This is a genomic window from Elstera sp. (assembly GCF_044372965.1).
Classification (GTDB): Bacteria; Pseudomonadota; Alphaproteobacteria; order Elsterales; family Elsteraceae; genus Elstera.
In genome coordinates this window covers 23,652-45,790 of sequence record NZ_JBILQX010000006.1, presented here as the reverse complement: position 1 = coordinate 45,790, position 22,139 = coordinate 23,652, and the positions used below count along the sequence as shown (strand labels likewise).

20 protein-coding genes and 1 tRNA gene are annotated in these 22,139 nt (G+C 61.3%); 15 read left to right on the top strand and 6 right to left on the bottom strand.

Annotated elements, in window-relative coordinates; genetic code table 11:
• Positions 1-129: 129 nt before the first annotated feature.
• The 10 genes from ACIQ36_RS01980 (at position 130) to ccoS (ending at position 9,208) form a co-directional block, all read left to right on the top strand.
• Positions 130-912, top strand: a complete 783-nt coding sequence (locus ACIQ36_RS01980; RefSeq protein ID WP_395825046.1) for a DUF2189 domain-containing protein — start codon at positions 130-132, stop codon at positions 910-912.
• A 38-nt stretch (positions 913-950) separates the two neighbouring features.
• Positions 951-1,148 carry a hypothetical protein gene (locus ACIQ36_RS01975; RefSeq protein ID WP_395825043.1) on the top strand — a complete coding sequence of 66 codons (198 nt, stop codon included), beginning with the start codon at positions 951-953 and terminating at the stop codon, positions 1,146-1,148.
• 132 nt (positions 1,149-1,280) lie between these two features.
• A complete protein-coding gene (gene ccoN / locus ACIQ36_RS01970) occupies positions 1,281-2,759 on the top strand; it encodes a cytochrome-c oxidase, cbb3-type subunit I (protein ID WP_395825040.1) in 1,479 nt (492 codons plus the stop codon).
• A 2-nt stretch (positions 2,760-2,761) separates the two neighbouring features.
• Positions 2,762-3,487, top strand: coding sequence for a cytochrome-c oxidase, cbb3-type subunit II (gene ccoO, locus ACIQ36_RS01965; RefSeq protein ID WP_395825037.1), 726 nt, complete (start codon positions 2,762-2,764; stop codon positions 3,485-3,487).
• A gap of 9 nt (positions 3,488-3,496) precedes the next feature.
• Complete coding sequence (locus ACIQ36_RS01960; protein ID WP_156995078.1) at positions 3,497-3,649, top strand: cbb3-type cytochrome c oxidase subunit 3; 153 nt, start codon at positions 3,497-3,499, stop codon at positions 3,647-3,649.
• Between the two features lie 11 nt (positions 3,650-3,660).
• On the top strand, positions 3,661-4,539 hold the full coding sequence (gene ccoP / locus ACIQ36_RS01955; RefSeq protein ID WP_395825034.1) for a cytochrome-c oxidase, cbb3-type subunit III: 879 nt from the start codon (positions 3,661-3,663) through the stop codon (positions 4,537-4,539).
• A 92-nt stretch (positions 4,540-4,631) separates the two neighbouring features.
• Positions 4,632-6,170 (top strand): cytochrome c oxidase accessory protein CcoG, encoded by a 1,539-nt coding sequence (ccoG, locus tag ACIQ36_RS01950; protein WP_395825031.1) that lies wholly within the window; start codon positions 4,632-4,634, stop codon positions 6,168-6,170.
• Positions 6,154-6,645 (top strand): FixH family protein, encoded by a 492-nt coding sequence (locus ACIQ36_RS01945; protein ID WP_395825028.1) that lies wholly within the window; start codon positions 6,154-6,156, stop codon positions 6,643-6,645. Before ccoG ends, ACIQ36_RS01945 begins: the two co-directional genes overlap by 17 nt.
• Positions 6,642-9,038: a heavy metal translocating P-type ATPase metal-binding domain-containing protein gene (locus ACIQ36_RS01940; protein WP_395825026.1), complete on the top strand. Its 2,397-nt coding sequence runs from the start codon at positions 6,642-6,644 to the stop codon at positions 9,036-9,038. Before ACIQ36_RS01945 ends, ACIQ36_RS01940 begins: the two co-directional genes overlap by 4 nt.
• Entirely contained in the window at positions 9,026-9,208 is a 183-nt protein-coding gene (ccoS, locus tag ACIQ36_RS01935) for a cbb3-type cytochrome oxidase assembly protein CcoS (protein WP_395825024.1), read from the top strand. The genes ACIQ36_RS01940 and ccoS overlap by 13 nt, the downstream gene beginning before the upstream one ends.
• Positions 9,209-9,680: 472 nt before the next feature.
• Here ccoS and ACIQ36_RS01930 read toward each other — a convergent pair whose 3' ends face one another.
• Genes ACIQ36_RS01930 through carA form a run of 6 tightly spaced genes read right to left on the bottom strand, consistent with a single transcriptional unit; the run spans position 9,681 to position 16,316 of the window.
• Positions 9,681-10,559, bottom strand: a complete 879-nt coding sequence (locus ACIQ36_RS01930) for a metal ABC transporter permease (protein WP_395825021.1) — start codon at positions 10,557-10,559, stop codon at positions 9,681-9,683.
• 21 nt (positions 10,560-10,580) lie between these two features.
• A complete protein-coding gene (gene aztA / locus ACIQ36_RS01925; protein WP_395825018.1) occupies positions 10,581-11,315 on the bottom strand; it encodes a zinc ABC transporter ATP-binding protein AztA in 735 nt (244 codons plus the stop codon).
• The gene (locus ACIQ36_RS01920; protein ID WP_395825015.1) at positions 11,312-11,440 is read right to left on the bottom strand and encodes a hypothetical protein; all 129 of its coding nucleotides are present in this window, start codon (positions 11,438-11,440) and stop codon (positions 11,312-11,314) included. Before ACIQ36_RS01920 ends, aztA begins: the two co-directional genes overlap by 4 nt.
• Before the next feature lie 43 nt (positions 11,441-11,483).
• A complete protein-coding gene (locus ACIQ36_RS01915; RefSeq protein ID WP_395825012.1) occupies positions 11,484-11,882 on the bottom strand; it encodes a VOC family protein in 399 nt (132 codons plus the stop codon).
• A complete protein-coding gene (carB, locus tag ACIQ36_RS01910) occupies positions 11,879-15,100 on the bottom strand; it encodes a carbamoyl-phosphate synthase large subunit (protein WP_395825009.1) in 3,222 nt (1,073 codons plus the stop codon). The genes ACIQ36_RS01915 and carB overlap by 4 nt, the downstream gene beginning before the upstream one ends.
• Positions 15,101-15,155: 55 nt before the next feature.
• Positions 15,156-16,316, bottom strand: coding sequence for a glutamine-hydrolyzing carbamoyl-phosphate synthase small subunit (gene carA / locus ACIQ36_RS01905; protein ID WP_395825006.1), 1,161 nt, complete (start codon positions 16,314-16,316; stop codon positions 15,156-15,158).
• Positions 16,317-16,557: 241 nt separating this feature from the next.
• Here carA and ACIQ36_RS01900 point away from each other — a divergent pair, with 241 nt between their 5' ends.
• From ACIQ36_RS01900 to ACIQ36_RS01880, 5 genes are all read left to right on the top strand, one after another.
• Positions 16,558-17,349, top strand: a complete 792-nt coding sequence (locus ACIQ36_RS01900) for a class I SAM-dependent methyltransferase (protein WP_395825003.1) — start codon at positions 16,558-16,560, stop codon at positions 17,347-17,349.
• Between the two features lie 78 nt (positions 17,350-17,427).
• A complete protein-coding gene (locus ACIQ36_RS01895) occupies positions 17,428-17,889 on the top strand; it encodes a GatB/YqeY domain-containing protein (RefSeq protein WP_395825000.1) in 462 nt (153 codons plus the stop codon).
• 14 nt (positions 17,890-17,903) lie between these two features.
• Positions 17,904-19,835, top strand: a complete 1,932-nt coding sequence (gene dnaG, locus ACIQ36_RS01890) for a DNA primase (protein ID WP_395824997.1) — start codon at positions 17,904-17,906, stop codon at positions 19,833-19,835.
• Positions 19,836-19,929: 94 nt separating this feature from the next.
• Positions 19,930-21,891: an RNA polymerase sigma factor RpoD gene (gene rpoD / locus ACIQ36_RS01885; protein WP_395824994.1), complete on the top strand. Its 1,962-nt coding sequence runs from the start codon at positions 19,930-19,932 to the stop codon at positions 21,889-21,891.
• Between the two features lie 108 nt (positions 21,892-21,999).
• Positions 22,000-22,075, top strand: a tRNA-Ile gene (locus ACIQ36_RS01880).
• Positions 22,076-22,139: the final 64 nt, after the last annotated feature.

Genomic DNA, 22,139 nt, shown 5'->3' with positions numbered 1-22,139 from the left:
ATCTTACTCTACTTTGAGGATAGGGTGTTCAAAATCACGCGGCCTTGATCTGAATCAAAGCCCAAACACAAGGCCCGGCGTATGTGAAAGCACGGGCTATCCAAAAATAGCCTTGGGGGGCGAGTGCAGATGACCGACAGAGTACCCGATTTTTTCCCGATTGCCCGGCAAATCAAGGCAGTTCCCATCGATCAGCCGTGGGTATGGCTGGCCGCCGGGTGGCAGGATATGCGCCGGGCGGGGGCGATGAGCCTCGCCTATGGTGGGGCGATTTTTGCGCTCAGCGTACTGCTGACCCTGGTGTTGTTCGAAATCGATCTGCCGTTTCTGCTGCTGCCGATGCTGGCCGGGTTCGCGCTGGTTGCCCCGCTGATGGCGGCCGGGCTTTATGAGATCAGCCGCCGGTTAGAAAACGGCCTGCCCATTGGGCTTTCCGTTGGCTTTCAAGGCATCGCGCGCAACCCGTCGCAGTTCGGATTGATGGGCCTGCTGCTTTTGGTGATCCACCTCGCTTGGATTCGCTTAGCCACGCTGCTGTTTGCGCTCTTTTACGGCATTCGCGAGGTTTCGATCACGAGCTTGCTCGATTTTCTGTTAACGCCCTCGCACAGCCTCACCTTTCTCGTCGTCGGTACGCTCTTGGGGGCAACCCTCGCGGCAATTTCCTTTGCGGTTTCGTGCATCGCCATTCCCATGCTGATGGATCGCGATGTCGATGTGGTTAAGGCGGTCTCCACGAGCGTTTTGGCCGTGCGCCTGAATTGGCCCGCAATGGCGCTGTGGGCCGGGCTGATCGCCTTCGCGACAGCGGTAAGCATCGCAACCTTTTACCTCGGTTTTATTCTTCTGATGCCGCTGGTCGGGCACGCAACCTGGCACGCCTACCGTGACCTCGTGCGCCCCTTACCGTAATGGCGGCTTGTTTTGCCTCTTGCTCACGGAGACCCATCATGAAGTCCAGCTTAGTTGATACCCTCGTTGGTTTTTTCGTCGGCATTCTCGGCCTCGTCGGGCTGTTTCTGGCGGCGGGTGCGGTCGATTTTCAGGCGCATCTGTTCGGCCTTAGCCTGTTCGTTATGTCCATTCTGTTCAATTTCTTCCTGATCAAGGGGCATTTCGACCGGGTGGATGCCTTCCGTCATGCCTGATAGGGGGCAGACCTTGACCTGGATCAATGCCGGGGATCGGCGCTAGCGCCATAGTCCCCAGGATATCACCCGTCTGAAGCGTGCCGGGCACGCGGAAATCAGACAGGGCCTCTGACGTAAATGGGAAACACCATGGACGCAACCATGAGCCTGGGATCGACGGCCGCGCCCGCGCGCGCTGTCGAGGCCTATAACGAAGATGTCGTTCGCAAATTTGTCGTCATGGCCATTTTTTGGTCCGTGGTGGCGTTTGCGGCAGGCACTTATATCGCCTTTCAACTGGCGTTTCCGGCGCTGAATTTAGGGCTGGAATATACTACTTTCGGGCGGTTGCGCCCGGTCCATACCTCGGCGGCGATTTTCGCTTTTGGCGGCTCGATGCTGATCGGCACCTCGTTTCAGGTGGTGCAGCGAACCTGCCGAACCACGCTGTTCGGTGGGCGGGCGCTGGCCGAATTCGTCTTCTGGGGCTATCAATTCTTCATCGTCATGGCGGCGCTCAGCTATGTGCTGGGCTATTCCCAGGGCAAAGAATATGCCGAGCCGGAATGGTTTATCGACCTGTGGCTGACCCTCGTGTGGGTCGTCTATCTGGTGATCTTCCTCGGCACGCTGATGAAGCGCAAAGAGCCGCATATCTATGTGGCGAACTGGTTCTACCTGGCCTTCATCGTGACGATTGCGATGCTCCACATCGGCAATAACCTGTCGATGCCGGTCAGCTTCTTCGGCGCGAAAAGCTATTCGCTTTTTGCCGGGGTGCAAGATGCGCTGGTGCAATGGTGGTACGGCCATAATGCGGTGGGCTTCTTCCTGACCGCAGGCTTCCTCGCCATGATGTACTACTACATCCCCAAGCGGGCGGAACGGCCGGTTTACTCCTATCGCCTGTCGATCATCCATTTCTGGGCGCTGATCTTCCTCTATATTTGGGCAGGTCCTCACCATCTGCACTATACGGCCCTGCCGGATTGGGCGCAGACGCTGGGCATGGCGTTTTCGATCATGCTGTGGATGCCCTCGTGGGGCGGGATGATTAACGGGCTTATGACGCTGTCGGGGGCGTGGGACAAGCTGCGGACCGATCCGGGCCTGCGCTTCTCGGTTACGGCGGTTGGCTTCTACGGCATGAGCACCTTTGAAGGTCCGCTGATGTCGATCCGGCAGGTCAATGCGCTCAGCCATTATACCGACTGGACCATCGGTCACGTCCACTCCGGGGCTTTGGGTTGGGTCGCCTTCATCTGCTTCGGCACGCTCTATTACATGGTGCCGAACCTTTGGAATAAGGTCGATATTTACTCCAAACGCCTTGCTTCGTGGCACTTCTGGACCGCGACCCTGGGGATCGTGCTCTACATCACCTCCATGTGGGTGTCGGGGATCATGCAGGGCCTGATGTGGCGCGCTTACGACCAGCTTGGCTTCTTGCAATATTCCTTCATCGAATCCGTCCAGGCGATGCATCCGTTCTACGTGATCCGCGCGTTGGGTGGGGTTCTGTTCCTCGTGGGGGCCTTGATTATGGTCTACAACTTGTGGATGACCATCTATCACGGCGAAGCGGTTCAGCCGGCTGGCAAGACGGCCACCGTTAAGGCGGAGGCATAATCATGGGCTTCAAACACGAATATATCGAAAAGAACGCCCTGCTGATGCTGGTGCTGATTCTGCCAACGATTGCGGTGGGGGGGCTGGTCGAAATCGTCCCGCTCTTCACCATCGAAACGACGATTGAAAAGGTCGAAGGCGTGCGTCCCTATACGCCGCTGGAGCTTGCGGGCCGGAATATCTACGTCCGGGAAGGCTGCTACCTGTGCCACAGCCAGCAGATCCGCCCGTTCCGGGATGAAGCTGAGCGCTACGGGCATTATTCGATCGCCGCCGAAAGCAAATACGATCATCCGTTCCAATGGGGCTCCAAGCGCACCGGGCCGGATCTAGCGCGCGTCGGCGGGAAATACTCGAACGATTGGCACGTCGCCCATTTGGTGAACCCGCAAGCGATTGTGCCGGGCTCGGTCATGCCAACCTATGCCTTCCTAGCGGAAAACAAGGTCAATATGGCCGATCCGGCAGGGCATCTTGTCGCCAATCGGCGGGTGGGCGTGCCGTATAGCGACGATCAAATCGCCCAAGCGGCCAAGGATTTGGTCGATCAAGCCAATCCCGACGCCGATACGGTGGCGCTGCTGAAGCGGTATCCGAAAGCCGTCGTGGGCGATTTTGACGGCAATCCGGCGAAGCTGACCGAGATGGATGCGCTGGTCGCCTATCTCCAGATGCTCGGCACTTTGGTCGATTTCAACGGGCTCACGCTCAAGGATCTCCAACAATAGGAGGGCGTCATGGATTTGGTCACGCTGTACATGACGGTCCGCTCCTATTGGATCGTCTGGGTGATGCTCTTGTTCGTCGGGATGATTGTCTGGGTGTATTGGCCGAAACGCCGCGCCGCCATGGACGCGCATGCGCGCATTCCCCTCGACGATGATGCTTAAGGATTACGGTCATGCCGACGAAAATCGAAAAGGATGCCGTTACCGGCACCAATACGACCGGCCACGAGTGGGACGGGATTAAGGAACTCAATACACCGCTGCCCAAATGGTGGCTCTATACGATGTATGCAACCATCGTTTGGGGCATCATTTGGATGGCGCTTTACCCCTCGGTGCCGCTGGGAACGACCTATTTCAAGGGCTTCCTTGGGTATTCCGAGCGTCAGGAAATCGAGACGAAGCTAAAGTCAGTCGCTGACGCGCGCGCGCCGATGTTAGCAAAACTCGCGGAAACGCCGATTGAGGAGGTTCAAAAGAACCCCGATCTTGCCACCTTCGCCCTCACCGGCGGGCGCGCGGTGTTTGCCGATAACTGTGCCCCCTGCCACGGCGCGGGCGGTTCCGGTCGTCCCGGTGGCTTCCCCGTTCTTGCCGACGATGATTGGCTATGGGGCGGCACGCGGGAGGCCATTCAGCTTACCATTCAGCACGGTATTCGGAACGGTGGGGCTGAAGCGCGTGATTCGGCAATGCCGCGCTATGGGGCCGACGGGCTGCTGACCCCGGCACAAATCGGCGATGTGGCCGATTATGTGATCGCGCTCGGCACGCCAGCGGGAACGGCCCTGTCGCCTGCGGCAAAACGCGGGGCGGAAATTTTCGGCGAACAATGCGTGGCCTGCCATGGCGCGAAAGCCGAGGGGCTGAAAGAATTTGGGTCTCCGCGTCTGAGCGACGCCATTTGGCTGTATGGTGGGGATCGCGCGGCGTTGATCCAACAGATCTCCGCCCCGCGTCAGGGCGTCATGCCGGCTTGGTCGACCCGCCTTAGCGAAGCCCAGATCAAAATGCTGACCCTGTATGTGCACGCGCTCGGCGGCGGTCAATAAGCCCTTCTGATTGTTCAGGATAGGTTAAGCTCACCGACAGCCCCCACCGTCTCGCCTGCCCATTAGGCGCGGTGGGGGTGGAGTTTTGAAAAATGGCCGATCTACCGGCAGGACAAACCCCACTTCCCGATCCACTTCTCTCCGCCAAGCAGCAGCGCGAAAGCCTGAAGTCGGCAGGGGATTCGCTCTACGCCAATCGGGTGAAAGTTTACCCAAAGGCGGTAAAGGGGCGGGCGCGGCAGGTGAAATGGGCGATTTTGGCCTTCTGCTTGTTCGTCTATTACACGGTTCCCTGGATACGCTGGGACCGGGGGCCGGGCCAGCCCGATCAGGCCATCTTGCTCGATCTCGATGGGCAGCGCGGGTACATCTTCGGTATCGAAATCTGGCCGCAGGAAATCTACTACCTCACCGGGGTCTTGATCCTCGCGGCGGTGGCCTTGTTTCTGGTCACGAGCCTGTTTGGTCGGCTGTGGTGCGGCTATACCTGCCCGCAAACGGTTTGGACCGATCTTTTCATGGCCATTGAACGGGCGATTGAAGGCGACCGCAACGCGCGGATGCGCCTCGATCAAGCGCCGATGAGCGGGGCGAAGATTGGTAAAAAGCTCCTCAAGCATGCGGTTTGGCTGGGGATCTCCATGGCCACGGGCGGCGCTTGGATCATGTATTACCAGGACGCGCCGACGGTAACGCGGGAGATTTTCACCGGACAAGCTGGGTCGGGCACCTATTTCTTTTTCGGCCTTTTCACTGCGACAACGTATCTGTTGGCGGGTTGGGCGCGGGAGCAGGTTTGCACCTACATGTGCCCGTGGCCGCGCTTTCAGGCGGCGATGCTCGACGAGCAAACCTTGACCGTCACCTATCAAAAATGGCGCGGCGAGACGCGCGGCAAGCATAAGGCGGGCGATTCGTGGGACGGGCGCGGCGATTGCATCGACTGCAAGCAATGCGTTGCGGTCTGCCCGACCGGGATTGATATTCGCGACGGGATACAGCTTGAGTGCATCAACTGCGGCCTCTGTGTCGACGCCTGCAATGAGATAATGGATAAGGTTGGTCGCCCGCGCCATCTGATCACCTGGGATACGCTGGCTAATCAAGAGGCGAAAGCCAAGGGTGGAGCGGGGCATTATAAGCTGTTCCGGGCGCGCACCTTTATCTACATCGCCGCGTTTTTACTTTTATCCGCCGTGATGGTCGTCGGGTTATTCTCGCGCGCAACCACCGAGTTGACCGTCTTGCGCGACCGTGCGCCGCTTTATGTCGGCCTGTCGGATGGCTCCATCCGCAATGCCTATACGCTGAAGATCATCAATAAGCAGCGCGCGTCCCAGAACGTTCAGGTTACGCTCAGCGGGCTGAAACGGGCGGAGCTTTCGGCGCGCGGGCAGGATGATAGCGCGCTTTCGGTCGAAAACCTCGCCTTGCCGCCCGATAGCGTCAGCACGATCCGTCTTTTCGTGAAAGTCCCCAAGGCGCGGCTCAAAGACGAGCGAACCCCGATCACCCTGACAGTCCACAACCGGGCGACCGACGAGCACGTCCATATCGACAGTCTCTTTATCGGCCCCCATGATATCAAAGGACAGCATCATGACGAGTCTTCGGATGATGACGCAAACTGAGGCTTCCCATCGCTACCGCTGGATTCCCTGGTGTTTCCTTGCGGGCTTTGGGGTGGTGTTGATTGCCAATGGCACTTTGCTGTACTTCGCGACGCGCCAGCCGGTTGGTTTGGTGATCGAGAAGCCTTACGAAAATGGCATCGCCTATAATAAGATCCTCGCGGCGGGGCGCGTGCAGGCCAAGCTTGGCTGGGGCGCGCAGATTCTGGCATCGGATTTTAACGCGGTCGAAGGGCGCGCGCGGTTTCAGCTTCTTGTAACCGACGCCAACGGGCCGCTTGATGCGGTCGTGGTGCAACTGACGCTCACCCGCCCGTTAGAAGGCAATTCTCTGCCGACGGTGAGCCTGCCGGTCGAGGCGGGGCGGGCTCAGGTAACGCTGAACGGCCTGCGGCCAGGGCAATGGGCCGCGCGCATGGTCATTCGTCAGGGCGAGGCGCAAGCCGTGATTGAACAGCGGATGATTCTGAAATGACCGCGCTGCGGGCAGTGGCGGCGTTTGATACCTCCGAGTCGACCTGCGCCCATTGCGGCGCGGCGCTGCAAGCCGCAACCGCGCCGGGCGAGCGCTTTTGCTGCCACGGCTGCGCCGGGGCTTACGGGCTGATTCACGATCTTGGGCTCGATCAATATTACGCCCGCCGCTGCTTGGACCCCGACGCGCGCGCGCCGCGCCCAGAGGAGGAAGGCGCGGATATGGCCGCTTTCGTTCGCGCGGGCGATAAGGGGACCGCCAGCCTGACGGTGATGGTCGACGGGCTGCAGTGCGCCGCCTGTGTTTGGCTAATCGAATCGGTTTTGGCGAAGCTGCCGGGCATGCGCGAGGGCCGCGTGAATATGACGACGCGCCGCCTGCGCCTCACCTGGGACGGCAGCGCCGACGATTGGCGCCGCCCGGTCGAAGCGATTGAGCGCCTGGGTTATCGGCTGATTCCCTTCGATCCGCAGAGCTTGAAGAATGCGCGCGACCGTACGGGCAAAGCCCTGCTGCGGGCGCTGGCCGTGGCCGGGTTTGCGGCGGGGAATATTATGCTGCTCTCCATCGGCATTTGGGCCGGGGAAACCCAGGGTATGGGGCATGCGACGCGCGATTTGCTGCATTGGGTTTCGGCGCTCATTGCGCTGCCCGCCGTCGCTTACGCGGGGCAGCCGTTTTTCCAGTCGGCTTGGGCGGCCTTGCGCAACGGTCACACCAATATGGACGTGCCGATTTCCATCGGAGTTACCTTGGCGACGGGCATGAGCCTGTATCAGACCGCGAACGGCTGGGAGCATGCGTTTTTCGACGGCGCAACCATGCTGCTGTTCTTCCTGCTGATCGGGCGGGCGTTTGATCATCACGCGCGCGGTGCGGCCCGGGCGGTGGCTGAACAATTGCTCAGTTTGCGCACGGTAGCGGTGCGCGTGCTCGGCGTTGGCGGGACGGTCACGACGCTCCCGGCGGATCGGGTGGCGGTCGGCGACCGGATTCTGGTCGCGGCGGGCGAGCGCATCGGCGTCGATGGCCGCATTATCGAGGGAACGTCGGCGCTGGATACCAGCCTCGTCACCGGCGAAAGCCTACCGCGCACAGTGCATCCCGGCGAAACAGTTCATGCGGGCATGCTGAATCTCGGGGCACCGCTCACCTGCGAAGCCACCGCCACGGGCGATGGCACCTTGCTCGCCGAAATCGTGCGGTTGATGGAAGCGGCGGAATCGCGGCGCTCGCGCTTTGTCGCTCTGGCGGACCGGGTGGCGAAACGCTATGCGCCGGTCGTACATTTGACGGCGCTGACCACCTTTCTCGGCTGGTTGTGGGGTATGGGGGCGCCGTGGCAAGACGCGCTGTCGGCGGCAGTCGCCGTGCTGATTATCACCTGCCCCTGCGCGCTGGCGCTGGCGGTGCCCGTGGTGCAGGTGCTTGCTTCGTCCCGCTTGATGAAGCGCGGCGTTTTGCTGAAATCGGCCACGGCGCTGGAGCGGCTCGCCAGCGTGACCGATATCGTTTTCGATAAAACCGGCACGCTGACCCTCGGTCGCCCGGTTCTGTTGACACCCGAAGCCTATGCGCCCGAAGTTTTGCAGCACGCGGCGGCCCTGGCGCGTGTGAGCCGTCATCCGCTTTCCCGCGCCTTGGTCGAGGCTGCCGGGCCGGGCCAAGCTCAGAGCGGGGTTGAGGAAGTGGCGGGGGCGGGGCTGCGCTGGGGTTCACCCGAGGGCGACTATCGCCTGGGCAGCCGGGCTTTCTGTGGGATTGATGCGCTTACAGACGTGGGAGATAGCGCGCCGGAACTTTGGTTTTGCGCGCCGAACGCCACCGCGCAGCGCTTTGTCTTCAACGATCCGATCCGCAGCGATGCCGCTGCCGTGGTCGCGGGCCTGCGGGCACAGGGGTATCGGCTAACACTGCTCTCCGGGGATCGTTCGGTTGCGGTCGCTCCGGTCGCAACGGCCTTGGGCCTTAACGGCTGGCGCGGCGGGGCGACGCCTGCCGAGAAAGCCGCGCATCTGGAAGCGTTGCGCGCCGAAGGCCGCCGGGTGCTGATGGTGGGCGATGGGCTGAACGATGCCCCCGCGCTTGCGGCCGCCCATGTCTCAATCTCCCCAACCAGCGCGGCGGATATCGCGCAAACGGCGGCGGATCTCGTGTTTCAGGGTGAAAAGCTCGGCCCCGTGCTGCTGGCGCTCGATACCGGGCGCGCAGCCCAGCGGCTCGCGAAAGAAAACCTCATTATCGCGCTCATCTATAATCTCTTGGCGGTGCCTTTGGCGATTGCCGGGCTGGTGACGCCGTTGATTGCAGCGGCGGCCATGTCCTCGTCCTCGCTGTTGGTCATTGCCAATAGCTTCCGGCTCGCCCGGCGGAGACTGCCATGGATGTTCTAGTCTATCTGATCCCCGTCAGCCTGCTGCTCGGCGGCGGCGCGCTCGCGGCCTTTCTCTGGTCCTTACGCTCGGGGCAATATGAGGATATGGACGGGGCGGCTAACCGCATTCTGTTTGACGATGATTCGCCCCTGCCGGACCGGGTTCCCGCCAAGCGTGACGAGCCATAAGCCCTTATTTTAGAAGGCAAAAAAAAGGGGCTGCGACAAGCGCAGCCCGAGTTTAGGGAGGAAACGTCCGCAGAGCGGACAAATCATCGATAACGATGATGCAATGCAACATAGCCAAACTTCCCGTACCCGGCAAGTGCAAATGCTGCGAACTTCGGGCATAGGACCCATGCGAAAGCGGGTGGGGTTCGTTTGTGGGGGGTGGGGAAGCGGATTGTGGGCTCATAATGCATTGAAAAATAACAATAATTATAGAATGGAGCGGGTTAATAAACCCATCTTTGGGGTGTTTGCTGTAATTCAGCTAACGGTCTGAAATCGGTATTCTGTCAGAATTAATAAGCCAGTCCTTATGACCTTTCTATCGCAGCGCATCATGATTAATGCGTCAGGTCATAAACCCTCTTGGGTGATTATGACCTGGGGTGCCGTGCCGCGCGTGTCGAGAGGGGGGTATCGAAAAAAGGGGAGTTTAGCCCGCTAAATGCCGCTCCGGCAGCCAGCGGCGCAGCAAGCCCTGCCGCGTGCCGAGAATGAGCGAGAGCAGATACAGCCCCCCCGCCGAAAGAATAATCGCCGGGCCGGAGGGCAGATCGAGGTGATAGGACAGGATCAAGCCGCCGAAGCCTGCGAGCATGCCGATCCCCGCAGCGATGGCTGAGAGGCTCCAGAGTTGTTCCGCCCAAAAGCGCGCCGTTGCGGCGGGCAGCATCATCATCCCCACCGCCATCAGCGTGCCGAGCGCCTGGAAACCCGCGACGAGGTTCAGAACCACCAGCACGAGGAAGCTGAGGTGATAGAAGGCCCCCGGCGCGCCCAAGGCCCGGAAAAAGCCGGGGTCGAGGCATTCGATCACCAGGGGTCGGTAAATCACCGCCAACGTGACCAGGGTAACGCTGGTGATCCCGGCGACAAGCAGCAGCGACGGGCTATCGACGGCCAAAATCGTGCCGAACAGCACATGGATGAGATCGACATTGCTGCCCCTCGTCGAGACGATCATCACGCCTGCGGCAAGCGAAATCAGGTAGAAGGCGGCGAAGCTCGCATCCTCCCGCAAGGAGGTGACGCGCGCCACCAGCCCCGCCAGCAGCGCCACCGCGAGCCCAGCGATAAACCCACCGAGCCCCATCGCCCACAGCGAGAGGCCCGAAATCAGAAAGCCGATGGCGGCCCCCGGTAGCACGGCGTGGCTCATGGCGTCGCCGACCAGGGCCATCCGGCGCAGAATCAGCAGGGTGCCCATCGGCCCGCACCCAAGGCTGAGGGCGATACAGGCCACCAGCGCGCGGCGCATAAAGGAAAATTCGGCAAAAGGGGCAATGAAAATTGCCCAAAGACTATCCAGCATTGAGAATCGCCCCGGTTTGGGTCAGGCGACGGCCTGATGGCAATGGGGCGCGTCTTCGTCCCAGGCTTCAGAGCGGGCGCGGGCTTTGAGCAAATTATGGGGGGTGAGTACGGTTTCCGTCGCGCCCCAGCCCAGGCATTCCCGCGCCATCAGCAAGGTTTCCGGGAAGCGCGCGCGCACCTGCTCGTAATCATGCAGCACGGCAATCACGGTGCGCTTCTCCGCGTGCCAGCGCGTAACCAGGGCCAGCAGATCCGCCGTGGTGCGCGCATCAATCGCGTTGAACGGCTCATCAAGCAGAATAACCGCAGACTCCTGCACCATCAACCGGGCGAAGAGCACCCGCTGCATTTGCCCGGCGGAAAGCTGGTGCAGCATCCTGCGTTCGAACCCGGCAAGGCCCACGGCCTCCAAAGCATGACTGGCGGCATAGAGATCGGCTTTGCCCGCGCCGCCGAAACTGCCGATATGCTTCCACCGGCCCATCAAGACCATATCGAAAACCGAGAGCGGAAAACTGCGATCAATCTCGGCCTGCTGCGGCAGATAGGCGATATCGCCCTTCTTCAGGCTGCTGCGCTCCACCTTGCCGGAGGAGGGGGGCAGCAGCCCGGCAATCGCCTTCAACAGCGTCGATTTCCCCGCGCCATTCGGCCCGACAATCGCGGTCAGGCTGCCCGCGCAAAATTCGCCCGACAGGTGATGCACCGCCGGGTGCCGGTCGTAGGTCAGGGTGAGATTATCGAGCCGGATCATTCCGCCACCTCGACCAAGGCCCAAGCAACCGTACCCCACATCAGCAACAGCACCCCGGCCACGCAGGCGAGGCGGGGGAGGAGTCCCCAGGCAAAGGGGCTGAGCGGTGGGGCGGAATGGGACATGAGGATGTTATAGTGTAACGCTTGGCGGCAAACAAGGTCCGCTTTAGCGGGTCCAGGTTGCGTTTTGCAGGACGATTCGGTAGCCGTCCGGGTCTTCAAAGGTCACGCCAACCTCGTCCCAGAAGGGATTCCAGGACGGTACCGGCGCTACCCCGAAGGCGATCAGCCGGTCACGCGCGGCCTGCCACGCGGCGGCATCCGGCAGATAGAAGACCAGCAGATTATCCTGGGTCGGCGCGCGCCCGGCGGGATGGCCCGCCTGCTGGGTGAATTCCAAATGCCAGGGCGCGTGGGGGTGGCCGAGCATCACCCCATCGAAGCCATTATGGGCGGTAAAGCGGGTAAGTTCGGTAAAGCCGAGACCGTCGCGGTAAAAGGCGGCGACGGCCTCTAACTGGTCGGTCGGGCGCGCAACCCGAAGGATGGCGCCCGCCAAACTCATTTCGTGAAATAAGCCTGCAAGGGCCGCACGCCCAAGGTTTCGCCGCGTAAAGCCTCAATCGCTCTCACGGCGGCGCGGGCACCGGCGACCGTCGTCATATAGGCGATCCCGGCGGTCAGCGCGGTGCGGCGTAGGGAGAAGCTGTCGGCAATCGCAACCTTGCCTTCGGCGGTATTGATGACCAGTTGGATCTCGCCCGAGCGCATCAGGTCGGTAATATCCGGGCGGCCTTCCGTCACCTTATTGACGATCTGCACCTCAAGCCCATTGTCCTTCAGGTAGGCCCCCGTGCCCCGCGTGGCGACGATGCGGAAGCCGAGGCCGGTGAGGGAGCGGGCGAGCGGCACCATCGCCCCCTTATCGCTTTCCTTCACCGAAATGAAGCAGGCCCCGGCAATCGGCAGATGCACGCCAGCGGCGGCTTGGGCTTTGGCGAAGGCGCGGCCAAAGTCCATATCGAGACCCATCACTTCGCCGGTCGATTTCATTTCCGGCCCCAGGATCGTATCGACGCCGGGGAAGCGGTTGAAGGGGAACACGGCTTCCTTCACCGCCACATGCTGCCCGTGGGCGGGCGGCGGCGGGAAGCTGGACAGCGCCTCGCCTGCCATGATCCGGGCGGCCATTTTCGCAATTGGGCGGCCCGTGGCTTTGGCGACGAAGGGCACCGTGCGGCTGGCGCGCGGGTTCACTTCGAGGATGTAGACCGTGTTTTCCTTCACCGCGAACTGCACGTTCATCAGGCCGATAACGTTCAGGGCGCGGGCGAGTTGCACGGTTTGGGCATGGATTTCGTCGATAATCGCCGGGGTTAGCGAATAGGGCGGCAGGGCACAGGCGCTATCGCCCGAGTGAATACCCGCCTCTTCGATATGCTCCATAATGCCCGCAACCAGCACATCCTTGCCGTCCGAGACCGCATCGACGTCGACTTCAATAGCGTCGCGCAGGTAGCTGTCGATCAGCACCGGCGTCGTGCCCGACACCTGCACGGCAGTGGTGACGTAACGGCGCAACCCTTCGACATCGTGAACGATTTCCATCGCCCGCCCGCCGAGCACGTAGGAGGGGCGGAGGACGACCGGATAGCCGACCTGTTCCGCCACTTTTTCCGCTTCCTCTGCCGACCGGGCGGTGCCGTTCTTCGGCTGGCGCAGGCCGAGCTTTTGCAGCAGCACCTGGAAGCGCTCGCGGTCTTCGGCGAGATCAATGGCGTCGGGCGAGGTGCCGAGAATGGGGATACCCGCGGCTTCCAGGGCTGCGGCGAGCTTCAGCGGGGTTTGCCCGCCGAACTGCACGATAGCCCCCAGCAGTGTGCCCTTGCTCTGCTCGCGCCGGGCAATCGCAATCACGTCTTCGCCGGTCAAGGGTTCGAAATAGAGCCGGTCCGAGGTGTCATAATCGGTCGAAACCGTTTCCGGGTTGCAGTTGACCATGATGGTCTCGAACCCGGCATCCTTCAGCGCGTAGGCCGCGTGGACGCAGCAGTAGTCAAACTCGATGCCCTGGCCGATACGGTTGGGGCCGCCGCCGAGGATCATCACCTTTTTCCGCTCGGTGGGGTCCGATTCGCACTCGGCGGGTTCCACCCCATTGCCCTCGTAGGTCGAATACATATAGGGCGTGTCCGAAGCAAACTCGCCCGCGCAGGTATCGATGCGCTTGAACACGGGCTGCACGCCCACGGCGGCGCGGTGGGCCGACACGTCAGCTTCATTTTGGCCCGTTAGCTTGGCAAGGCGCGCATCGGAGAAGCCGAGGGCTTTCAGGCGATGCAGGCCCCGGCGGTCGCGCGGCAGGCCGTTGGCCTTAATTGCGGCTTCTTCGGCGAGGATATCGGCGATTTGGCGCAGGAACCAGGGGTCCACCTTGGTTGCGGTATGGACTTCCTCAACGCTCATACCGGAGCGCAAGGCTTGGCCGATGATGCGCAGGCGGTCCGGCGTCGGCGTCGACAGGGCGGCGCGCATCGAGCCTTCCACGGCGATTTCATCGAGACCCGACAGGCCGGTTTCGAGACCGCGCAGGGCTTTTTGGAAGCTTTCGGCGAAGGTGCGGCCAATCGCCATGACTTCCCCGACCGACTTCATCGAGGTCGTCAGGGTGGTGCTCGCACCGGGGAATTTTTCAAACGTGAAGCGCGGAATTTTGGTGACGACATAGTCAATCGTCGGCTCGAAGCTGGCCGGGGTGACTTTGGTGATGTCGTTCTTAAGCTCGTCCAGCGTATAGCCCACGGCGAGCTTGGCGGCGATCTTGGCAATCGGGAAGCCGGTCGCTTTGGAGGCCAGCGCCGAGGAGCGGCTGACGCGCGGGTTCATTTCAATGACGACCATGCGCCCGTCTGCCGGGTTCACGGCGAACTGCACGTTCGACCCGCCCGTATCGACGCCGATTTCGCGCAAGACCGCAATCGAGGCGTCGCGCATGATCTGATATTCTTTATCGGTCAGCGTCAGCGCCGGGGCGACCGTGATGCTGTCGCCGGTATGCACGCCCATCGGATCAATGTTTTCGATGGAGCAGATGATGATGCAATTGTCGGCGCGGTCGCGCACGACTTCCATCTCATATTCCTTCCACCCTAGCACCGATTCTTCGACCAGCACCGAGCCGACCGGGGACAGTTTGATGCCACCCGCGACGATGCTCTCGAACTCTTCCATATTATAGGCAATACCGCCGCCCTGGCCGCCCAGGGTGAAGGACGGGCGGATAATGGCGGGCAGGCCGACGTGGGCCACAGCAGCGCGGCCTTCATCCAGCGATTGCACCAAATGGCTTTTCGGGCTCTCAAGGCCGATCTTTTCCATCGCCTCGCGGAAAAGCTGCCGGTCTTCGGCCTTTTCGATGGCGTCGCGCTTCGCGCCGATCAGCTCAACGCCGTATTTTTCCAGCGTGCCATTGGCGTCGAGCGCCAGGGCGCAGTTCAGGGCCGTTTGCCCGCCCATGGTCGGCAGCAGGGCATCGGGCCGTTCGGCTTCGATGACGCGCGCGACGAAATCCGGCGTGATAGGCTCGATATAGGTCGCATCGGCCAAATCCGGATCGGTCATGATCGTCGCCGGATTGGAATTGACCAGAATGACCCGATAGCCTTCCGCCCGTAAGGCTTTTACGGCCTGCGCGCCGGAGTAATCGAACTCGCAGGCTTGGCCGATCACAATCGGCCCCGCGCCGATGATGAGGATGGAGGAAATATCGGTACGTTTCGGCATGGGAATTCTCAGTCTTTCAGCAGCGGGCGGGCGGCAGGGGAGGAAGGCGGCGCGCTTAGCGCTTGCTCGCCTCGATCAAGGTGGCGAAACGCTCGAACAGATAATGGCTGTCCGAGGGGCCGGGGCTGGCTTCCGGGTGGTATTGCACGGAGAAGACCGGGCGGTCTTTCAGGCGGAAGCCTTCATTGCTGCCGTCGAACAGCGACACATGGGTAACAACCGAGCCTTCCGGCAGGCTTTCCGGCAGCACCATGAACCCGTGGTTCTGGCTGGTGATTTCCACCTTGCCGGTTTCGAGATCCTTCACCGGATGGTTCGCGCCGCGATGGCCGAGGGGCATTTTCTCGGTCTTGCCGCCGAGCGCCAGCGCCAGCAACTGATGCCCCAGGCAAATGCCGAAAATCGGCAGGTCTTTGGCCAGCAGCCCTTGAATGGTCGGCACGGCATAGACGCCCGTGGCAGCCGGATCGCCGGGGCCGTTGGAGAGGAACACGCCATCCGGGTTCAGGGCGAGGATTTCCTCAGCCGTGGCCGAGGCGGGAACGACCGTTACCCGCGCGCCGGTCGCGGCAAGGCAGCGCAGAATATTCTGCTTTGCGCCGTAATCGATGGCGACGACGTGATGGTCCGGGCTGTCCTGTTCGGCATAGCCCGCGCCGAGGGTCCAGGTCGATTGCGTCCAGCGGTAGCTCTGTCGGGTGGTGACGTCTTTGGCGAGGTCCATGCCTTCGAGACCGGGCCAGGCTTTCGCTTCCTCGGTGGCGGCGGCGATATCGGCGTCGGTGATGCCCGCCGGATTATGGACGATCACGCCCGTCGGCGCGCCCGTATCGCGGATCAACCGGGTTAGGCGGCGGGTGTCGATCCCGGCGAGGCCGATCAGGTTCCAATTCTTCAACCAAGCATCGAAATTTTGCACCGAGCGCCAGTTGGACGGCTCGGTGACATCGGTTTTGACGATCAAACCGCGCGCGGCGGGCGTCTTGGTTTCAATGTCTTCGGGATTGGTGCCGGTATTGCCGATATGCGGGAAGGTGAAGGTAATGATCTGGCCCGCGTAGGACGGGTCGGTCATGATTTCCTGATAGCCCGTCAGCGACGTATTGAAGCAGACTTCGCCAACCGATCGTCCCGCTGCCCCAAAGCCACGCCCCCATAGAACAGTGCCATCTTGCAGCACGAGTGCGCCGGTCGGGGTGGGGGCGGCGTCGGTCATTCTGTACCTCTTCAAAGTATGCGGGCGGGCAAATTGCGGAGCCTATACGGGAGCCGCACCCAGGGGTCAACCCCGCGCGGCCATTCTTCGGAGCATGGCCGCCCTCCGATAGCGCAAATCCGATGATAGCGGATCGGACAGATTGCTCCCCGAGCAGTGATATGGTATTTCGAAGACCTGAGGACAGAAAAAACACTCTCTCTTCCTCAGCCTCCGTCTAGATAATTTTGGATAAATCTCGATGATTACCGAAGATACTCAAAAAAACTGGGAAGAATTTGGTAAAAATAATCCTTACTACGGTGTTAATACTGCGGAAATCTACCGGGGGTCCGAACTTGATGCCGAGAAGAAGCGGCGCTTCTTCGCCCAAGGCATCGCCCATATCACCGCCTTGATGCAGGGACCGATTGCGGCGCGCCATGCGGGGCGTTTCGGCACGGCGGTTGATTTTGGTGTGGGGGTGGGCCGTCTTGCCATTCCGCTGAGCGCCTATGCCGATCAGGTTTGGGGCGTCGATATCGCCCAATCGATGCTGGATCGCGCCGCGCGCCACGCCGAAGAGGCGGGCGTTACGCCGCTCAAACTCTGCCGCTCGGTGCAGGAATTGCCCCAGGGTGTCGATTTCGTCCACTCCTACATCGTCATCCAGCATATCCCGGTGGAAGTGGGCGAGCAGATCATTCTCGGGCTTTACGATAAGCTGAAGCTGGGTGGCATCGGCGCGCTGCATGTGCCGATTGCCGACGCGCGCGCGCCAATGAAGCGCTATGCCGCCCTCGCCCAGAAATACATCACGCCGCTGCGCTACCTCTTCAATCTGCTGCGCGGGGCCCCGCTGAGCGACCCCGTGATGCAGATGAATATCTATGATCTCAATCGCTTGAGCGGAATGCTGCTGAAGCGCGGCGCGGTCAATCTGCAGTTGGTGCAAACGCCGTCGGCCTGGGAGGGGGTCTATCTGATTTTCACCAAGGGCGCGGGCGCGGACGCCGGGAAATGGTGGACGCCGGAGGCGGAGGGCAAGGCCTAGCCTCCTGGGCTGACATCGCCTATTGTCTTTTCCCTTCGTTTTGGACTGGCCCGTTACAGGGCCTTGAGGAGTAAGACAATGAGCAGCCTGCGCACCGCTATTACCGATGCTTATAAAACCGCGATGCGCGAGCGCGATCAGGCCAGCGTCGGGGCCATCCGCATGATCCAGGCCGCGTTGAAAGATAAGGACATTGCCTCGCGTCCCAGCGGGGTCGATACCATCCCGGACGAGGCGATTCTGTCGATGCTGCAATCCATGATTAAGCAGCGCCGCGAATCGATCACGATGTACGAGCAGGGCGGTCGGCCCGAGCTGGCCGCGCAAGAAGCCGCGGAAATTGCCATTATCGAACGGTTCCTGCCGCAAGCCATGAGCGCCGAAGAAGCCGACGCCGCGATTGCCACCGTCATCGCCGATCTGGGCGCGAGCGGGATCAAGGATATGGGCCGGGTGATGAACGAACTTAAAACCCGTTTCGCCGGGGCTATGGATTTCCAGGCCGCGAGTGCCCAGGTTAAGGCTAAGCTCACCGCTTAACCGAAGGGGCACCGATGGCCTTCCCGCCCCAATTTCTGGATGATCTTCGTGCCCGCGTTCCGACCTCTTCGGTGGTCGGGCGGAAGGTGAAGCTTACCCGGAAAGGGCGGGAGTTTTCCGGCCTCTGCCCGTTCCATAGTGAAAAATCGCCGAGCTTTTTCGTCAATGACGATAAGGGCTTCTACCATTGCTTCGGCTGCGGCGCGCACGGCGATATCGTCTCGTTCGTGATGCAGACCGACGGCTTGGGGTTTGCCGAAACCGTCGAACGGCTGGCGGGCGAAGCCGGAATCGAGGTTCCCCGCGATACGCCGACCGACCGGCGCACGGTGGAGCGGCGGCAAACGCTGGAAGCGGCAATGGAAGCCGCCTGCCTTTATTTCGAGCAAAGCCTGCGAGGGCCCTCCGGCACCGGCGCGCGCGACTATCTCACCCGGCGCGGCGTGCGCGAGGAAGATATCGGCAAGTTCCGCCTCGGCTGGTCCCCCGATCAGCGCGACGGTTTGAAGGTGGCGTTGAAAATCCAGGGGTTTGACGAGGGGCCGCTGGTGGAAGCCGGGCTGCTCATTCGGGTCGAAGAAAAGCCCGAGCCCTATGATCGGTTCCGGGGGCGCGTGATGTTTCCGATCTGCGACAAGCGCGGGCGGGTGATCGCCTTCGGCGGGCGCATTTTGGGCGATGGGCAGCCGAAATACCTCAATAGCCCGGAAACGCCGCTGTTCCATAAGGGTCGCAGTCTCTACGCCCTGCATCTGGCCCGCCCGGCAGCGGCCAAGAAGCAGGAAGTGATCCTGGCCGAAGGCTATATGGACGTCATCGCCCTGCACCGCGCTGGGTTCGATACGGCGGTGGCGCCCCTGGGCACGGCTTTTACCGAAGAGCAGATGGAAGAACTGTGGCGGCTCGCGCCTGAGCCTGTGCTGTGTCTTGATGGCGATGCAGCGGGGCAAAAGGCGATGATGCGCGCAGCGCTGCGGGCGCTGCCCCAACTGAAAGCGGGGCGCTCGCTGCGGTTCGCCACCCTGCCCGAGGGGCTCGATCCCGATGATCTGCTCGGCCGCCCTGGTGGTCCCGCCCGGCTGCGCGAAGCGCTGACGGTCGCGCGCCCCCTGGTCGAGGCCCTGTGGGACGGGGTGAAGCTTGGGCGCGTGCTGGATACGCCCGAACGCAAAGCCGATTTCTCCCGCGAACTCCACGCCCAGATCGCCACGATTGCCGATGCCGACGTGCGGCGGCTGTATCAGGCCGATATCGACCAACGGATTACGGTGCTGTTTGGCGTGGCCCCGGCACCCGAGCCGGTGGCGCAAGTCACCCCCGTCCCGTATCAAACCCGGCCCAAGTTTCAGCCCGGTAAACGGGGGCGGTGGCAAGAGCCGGACCTGTTCCTGAAGCAAGGCCCCCAGGCAAATCCAGCAACGGTGGGGGGGATTGCCGAGCGAATGCACGCGCGCGCGCTGCTCGCAGCTTTCCTTAACCACCCGTTTTTATTCGATGAATGGCACGAAGCCTTGGCCGAGATCAGCTTTGCCGATGCGGGTCTTGACTTGCTGAGGCAGGAAATCGTAAATCTTACGGCTACCCGTCCCGGCCTTGACGCCGATGCCCTGCAATCCCATGTCGCGGAAAGCGAGCACGCCTTTATGCTGTCGCAAGTGATGCAGCAAGACGTTGCCGGAACGTTTCCCTTCACGCGGCGTGAAGCGTTTCCCCAAGATGTGCGCGCGAAAGTCGCCGAAATTTTCGGCAGGCTTGCCGATCGGCGTATGGCGGAAGACCGGAAGACTTTGATGGCGGTTACGCTGTCGGAAGAAACGCCGGAAGCCTGGCTGCGCTACAAGGCGCTGTTTGCCGATAAGGCAAAAAGCCACGCGGAGCGGGATGAGGACGGGTTAGAGCAGGCAAGCGAGGCGGGAGCAGGGATCAACCCTGTCGCGCCGTCGTAACGCTGATGGGTTAGAAGGGGCGCCCGGCATGTTTCTGGCATGCTTGGGGGCAGACTAGTTTTTACGCGACGGTTTGGTTTGGCGAGGGTCAAGAATGGCGCAGAAGGCAGCGAATACCGCAGAAGAGCAAACCCCGCAGGAAGAAGCACTCGAAAGTCCATTGGTCGATACCGTCGCCGCCGCCGTCAAAAAACTGACGGCTAAAGGCAAAGAGCGCGGTTATGTAACCTATGACGAATTGAATGCTGCCCTGCCGCAGGATCAGGTGTCTTCGGAACAGATCGAAGACACGCTGGCGATGCTCTCGGAGTTGGGTATCAACATCGTCGAAGGCGATGAGGCCGAGGAGACGGAAGCCGAAGCGGACGCCGATGGCGACGCGCGCGGCAATGTCGACGAGGATGAGGTCGGCCGCACGGACGATCCGGTTCGCATGTATTTGCGCGAAATGGGCTCGGTCGAGCTTCTGTCGCGCGAAGGCGAAATCGCTATCGCCAAGCGGATCGAAGCTGGCCGCGAGGCGATGATCTCCGGCCTGTGCGAAAGCCCGCTGACCCAGCGCGCGATCGTGGCGTGGCGTCAGGCGCTCATCGACGGGCGCATGCTGCTGCGCGACATCATCGATCTCGAAGCCTCCTACGGCAATGGTGCCCCGGCAGAAGATGAAGATCTGCCGCCGGAACTGCTCGTCGCTGCCGAAGTCGCTGAAGCCCCGGAAGAGGCTGAAGAAGCGGAAGAGGGCGATCCCGCAGCATCAGGGGCCGAAGGCGAGGGCGAAAGCGACGAGCCGGGCGTGTCGCTATCGGCGATGGAAGCCGAACTGCTGCCGCAATATGTCGAGAAATTCGACCAAATTGCCGAAGCGCAGGTGAAGCTTGCCAAGCTGCAAGATAAGCGCGTCGCGTCCTTGCTCAAAGGCGAGCCGCTGACGCCCGCGAACGAGAAGAAATACGAAAAAGCCCGCAGCGATCTGGTCGATATCACCAAGACCGTGCGCCTGCACCCGCTGCGCATTGAGCAATTGGTGGAGCAGCATAATCTTCTGGCCCGCAAGCTATTGCAGCTCGACGGCAAAATGTTGCGCATGGCCGAATCGACCAAAGTGCCGCGCGCCGACTTCCTCACCGCCTATATGGGTAATGAGTTGGTGCCGAACTGGCTGGAAACGGTCCGTATTCGCAGCCTGAAGTGGACGCGCTTCTACGAAAAGCACGCCGACGACGCGCGCAAGGTTCGGGAAGATACCGCCGCTTTCGCTGAAGAAGTGACGCTGCCCATCGGCGAATTCCGCGCGATGGTTCAGAAGATCCAAAAGGGCGAGCGCGAGGCGAGTCGCGCTAAGAAAGAAATGGTCGAAGCGAACCTGCGCCTCGTCATTTCGATTGCCAAAAAATACACCAATCGCGGCCTGCAGTTCCTCGATCTTATTCAAGAAGGCAATATCGGCCTGATGAAGGCCGTGGATAAGTTCGAATATCGGCGCGGTTATAAGTTCTCGACTTATGCGACTTGGTGGATTCGCCAAGCAATCACCCGCTCGATTGCCGACCAAGCCCGCACGATCCGCATTCCCGTGCATATGATCGAAACGATCAACAAGCTGGTGCGCACCTCGCGCCAGATGCTGCACGAAATCGGCCGCGAGCCGACGCCGGAAGAATTGGCCGAAAAGCTGATGATGCCGCTGGAAAAGGTTCGCAAAGTCCTGAAAATCGCCAAAGAGCCGATCTCCCTCGAAACCCCCATCGGGGACGAGGAAGACAGCCATTTGGGCGATTTCATCGAAGACAAGAACGCCGTTCTGCCGCTCGATGCCGCCATTCAGGCCAACCTGCGCGAAACCACCACGCGAATTCTGGCAACCCTCACCCCCCGCGAAGAACGTGTACTGCGCATGCGTTTTGGCATCGGCATGAACACCGATCATACGCTCGAAGAGGTTGGCCAGCAGTTCTCGGTCACGCGCGAACGTATCCGTCAGATCGAAGCCAAAGCCCTGCGCAAGCTCAAACACCCGAGCCGCAGCCGCAAATTGCGCAGCTTCCTGGATACCTAATCAGTTCAGTGTAAAAAATCTGCATATCGAAGCAGGGGGCGTTCTTGACGGAACGCCCCTTTTGCTTTCATAACCCTAACCCCGGCTTTGTTCCGGGGATCGCTGCGGGGGCCTGTAGTTCAGTGGTTAGAACGCGCCGCTCATAACGGTGTTGTCGTCGGTTCGAATCCGGCCGGGCCCACCAGCGGACTTCCGCAGAGGCGCTGCCTCTGCACTCCGCTTAAGGGCCAGTCGGCCCTTAAGAATCC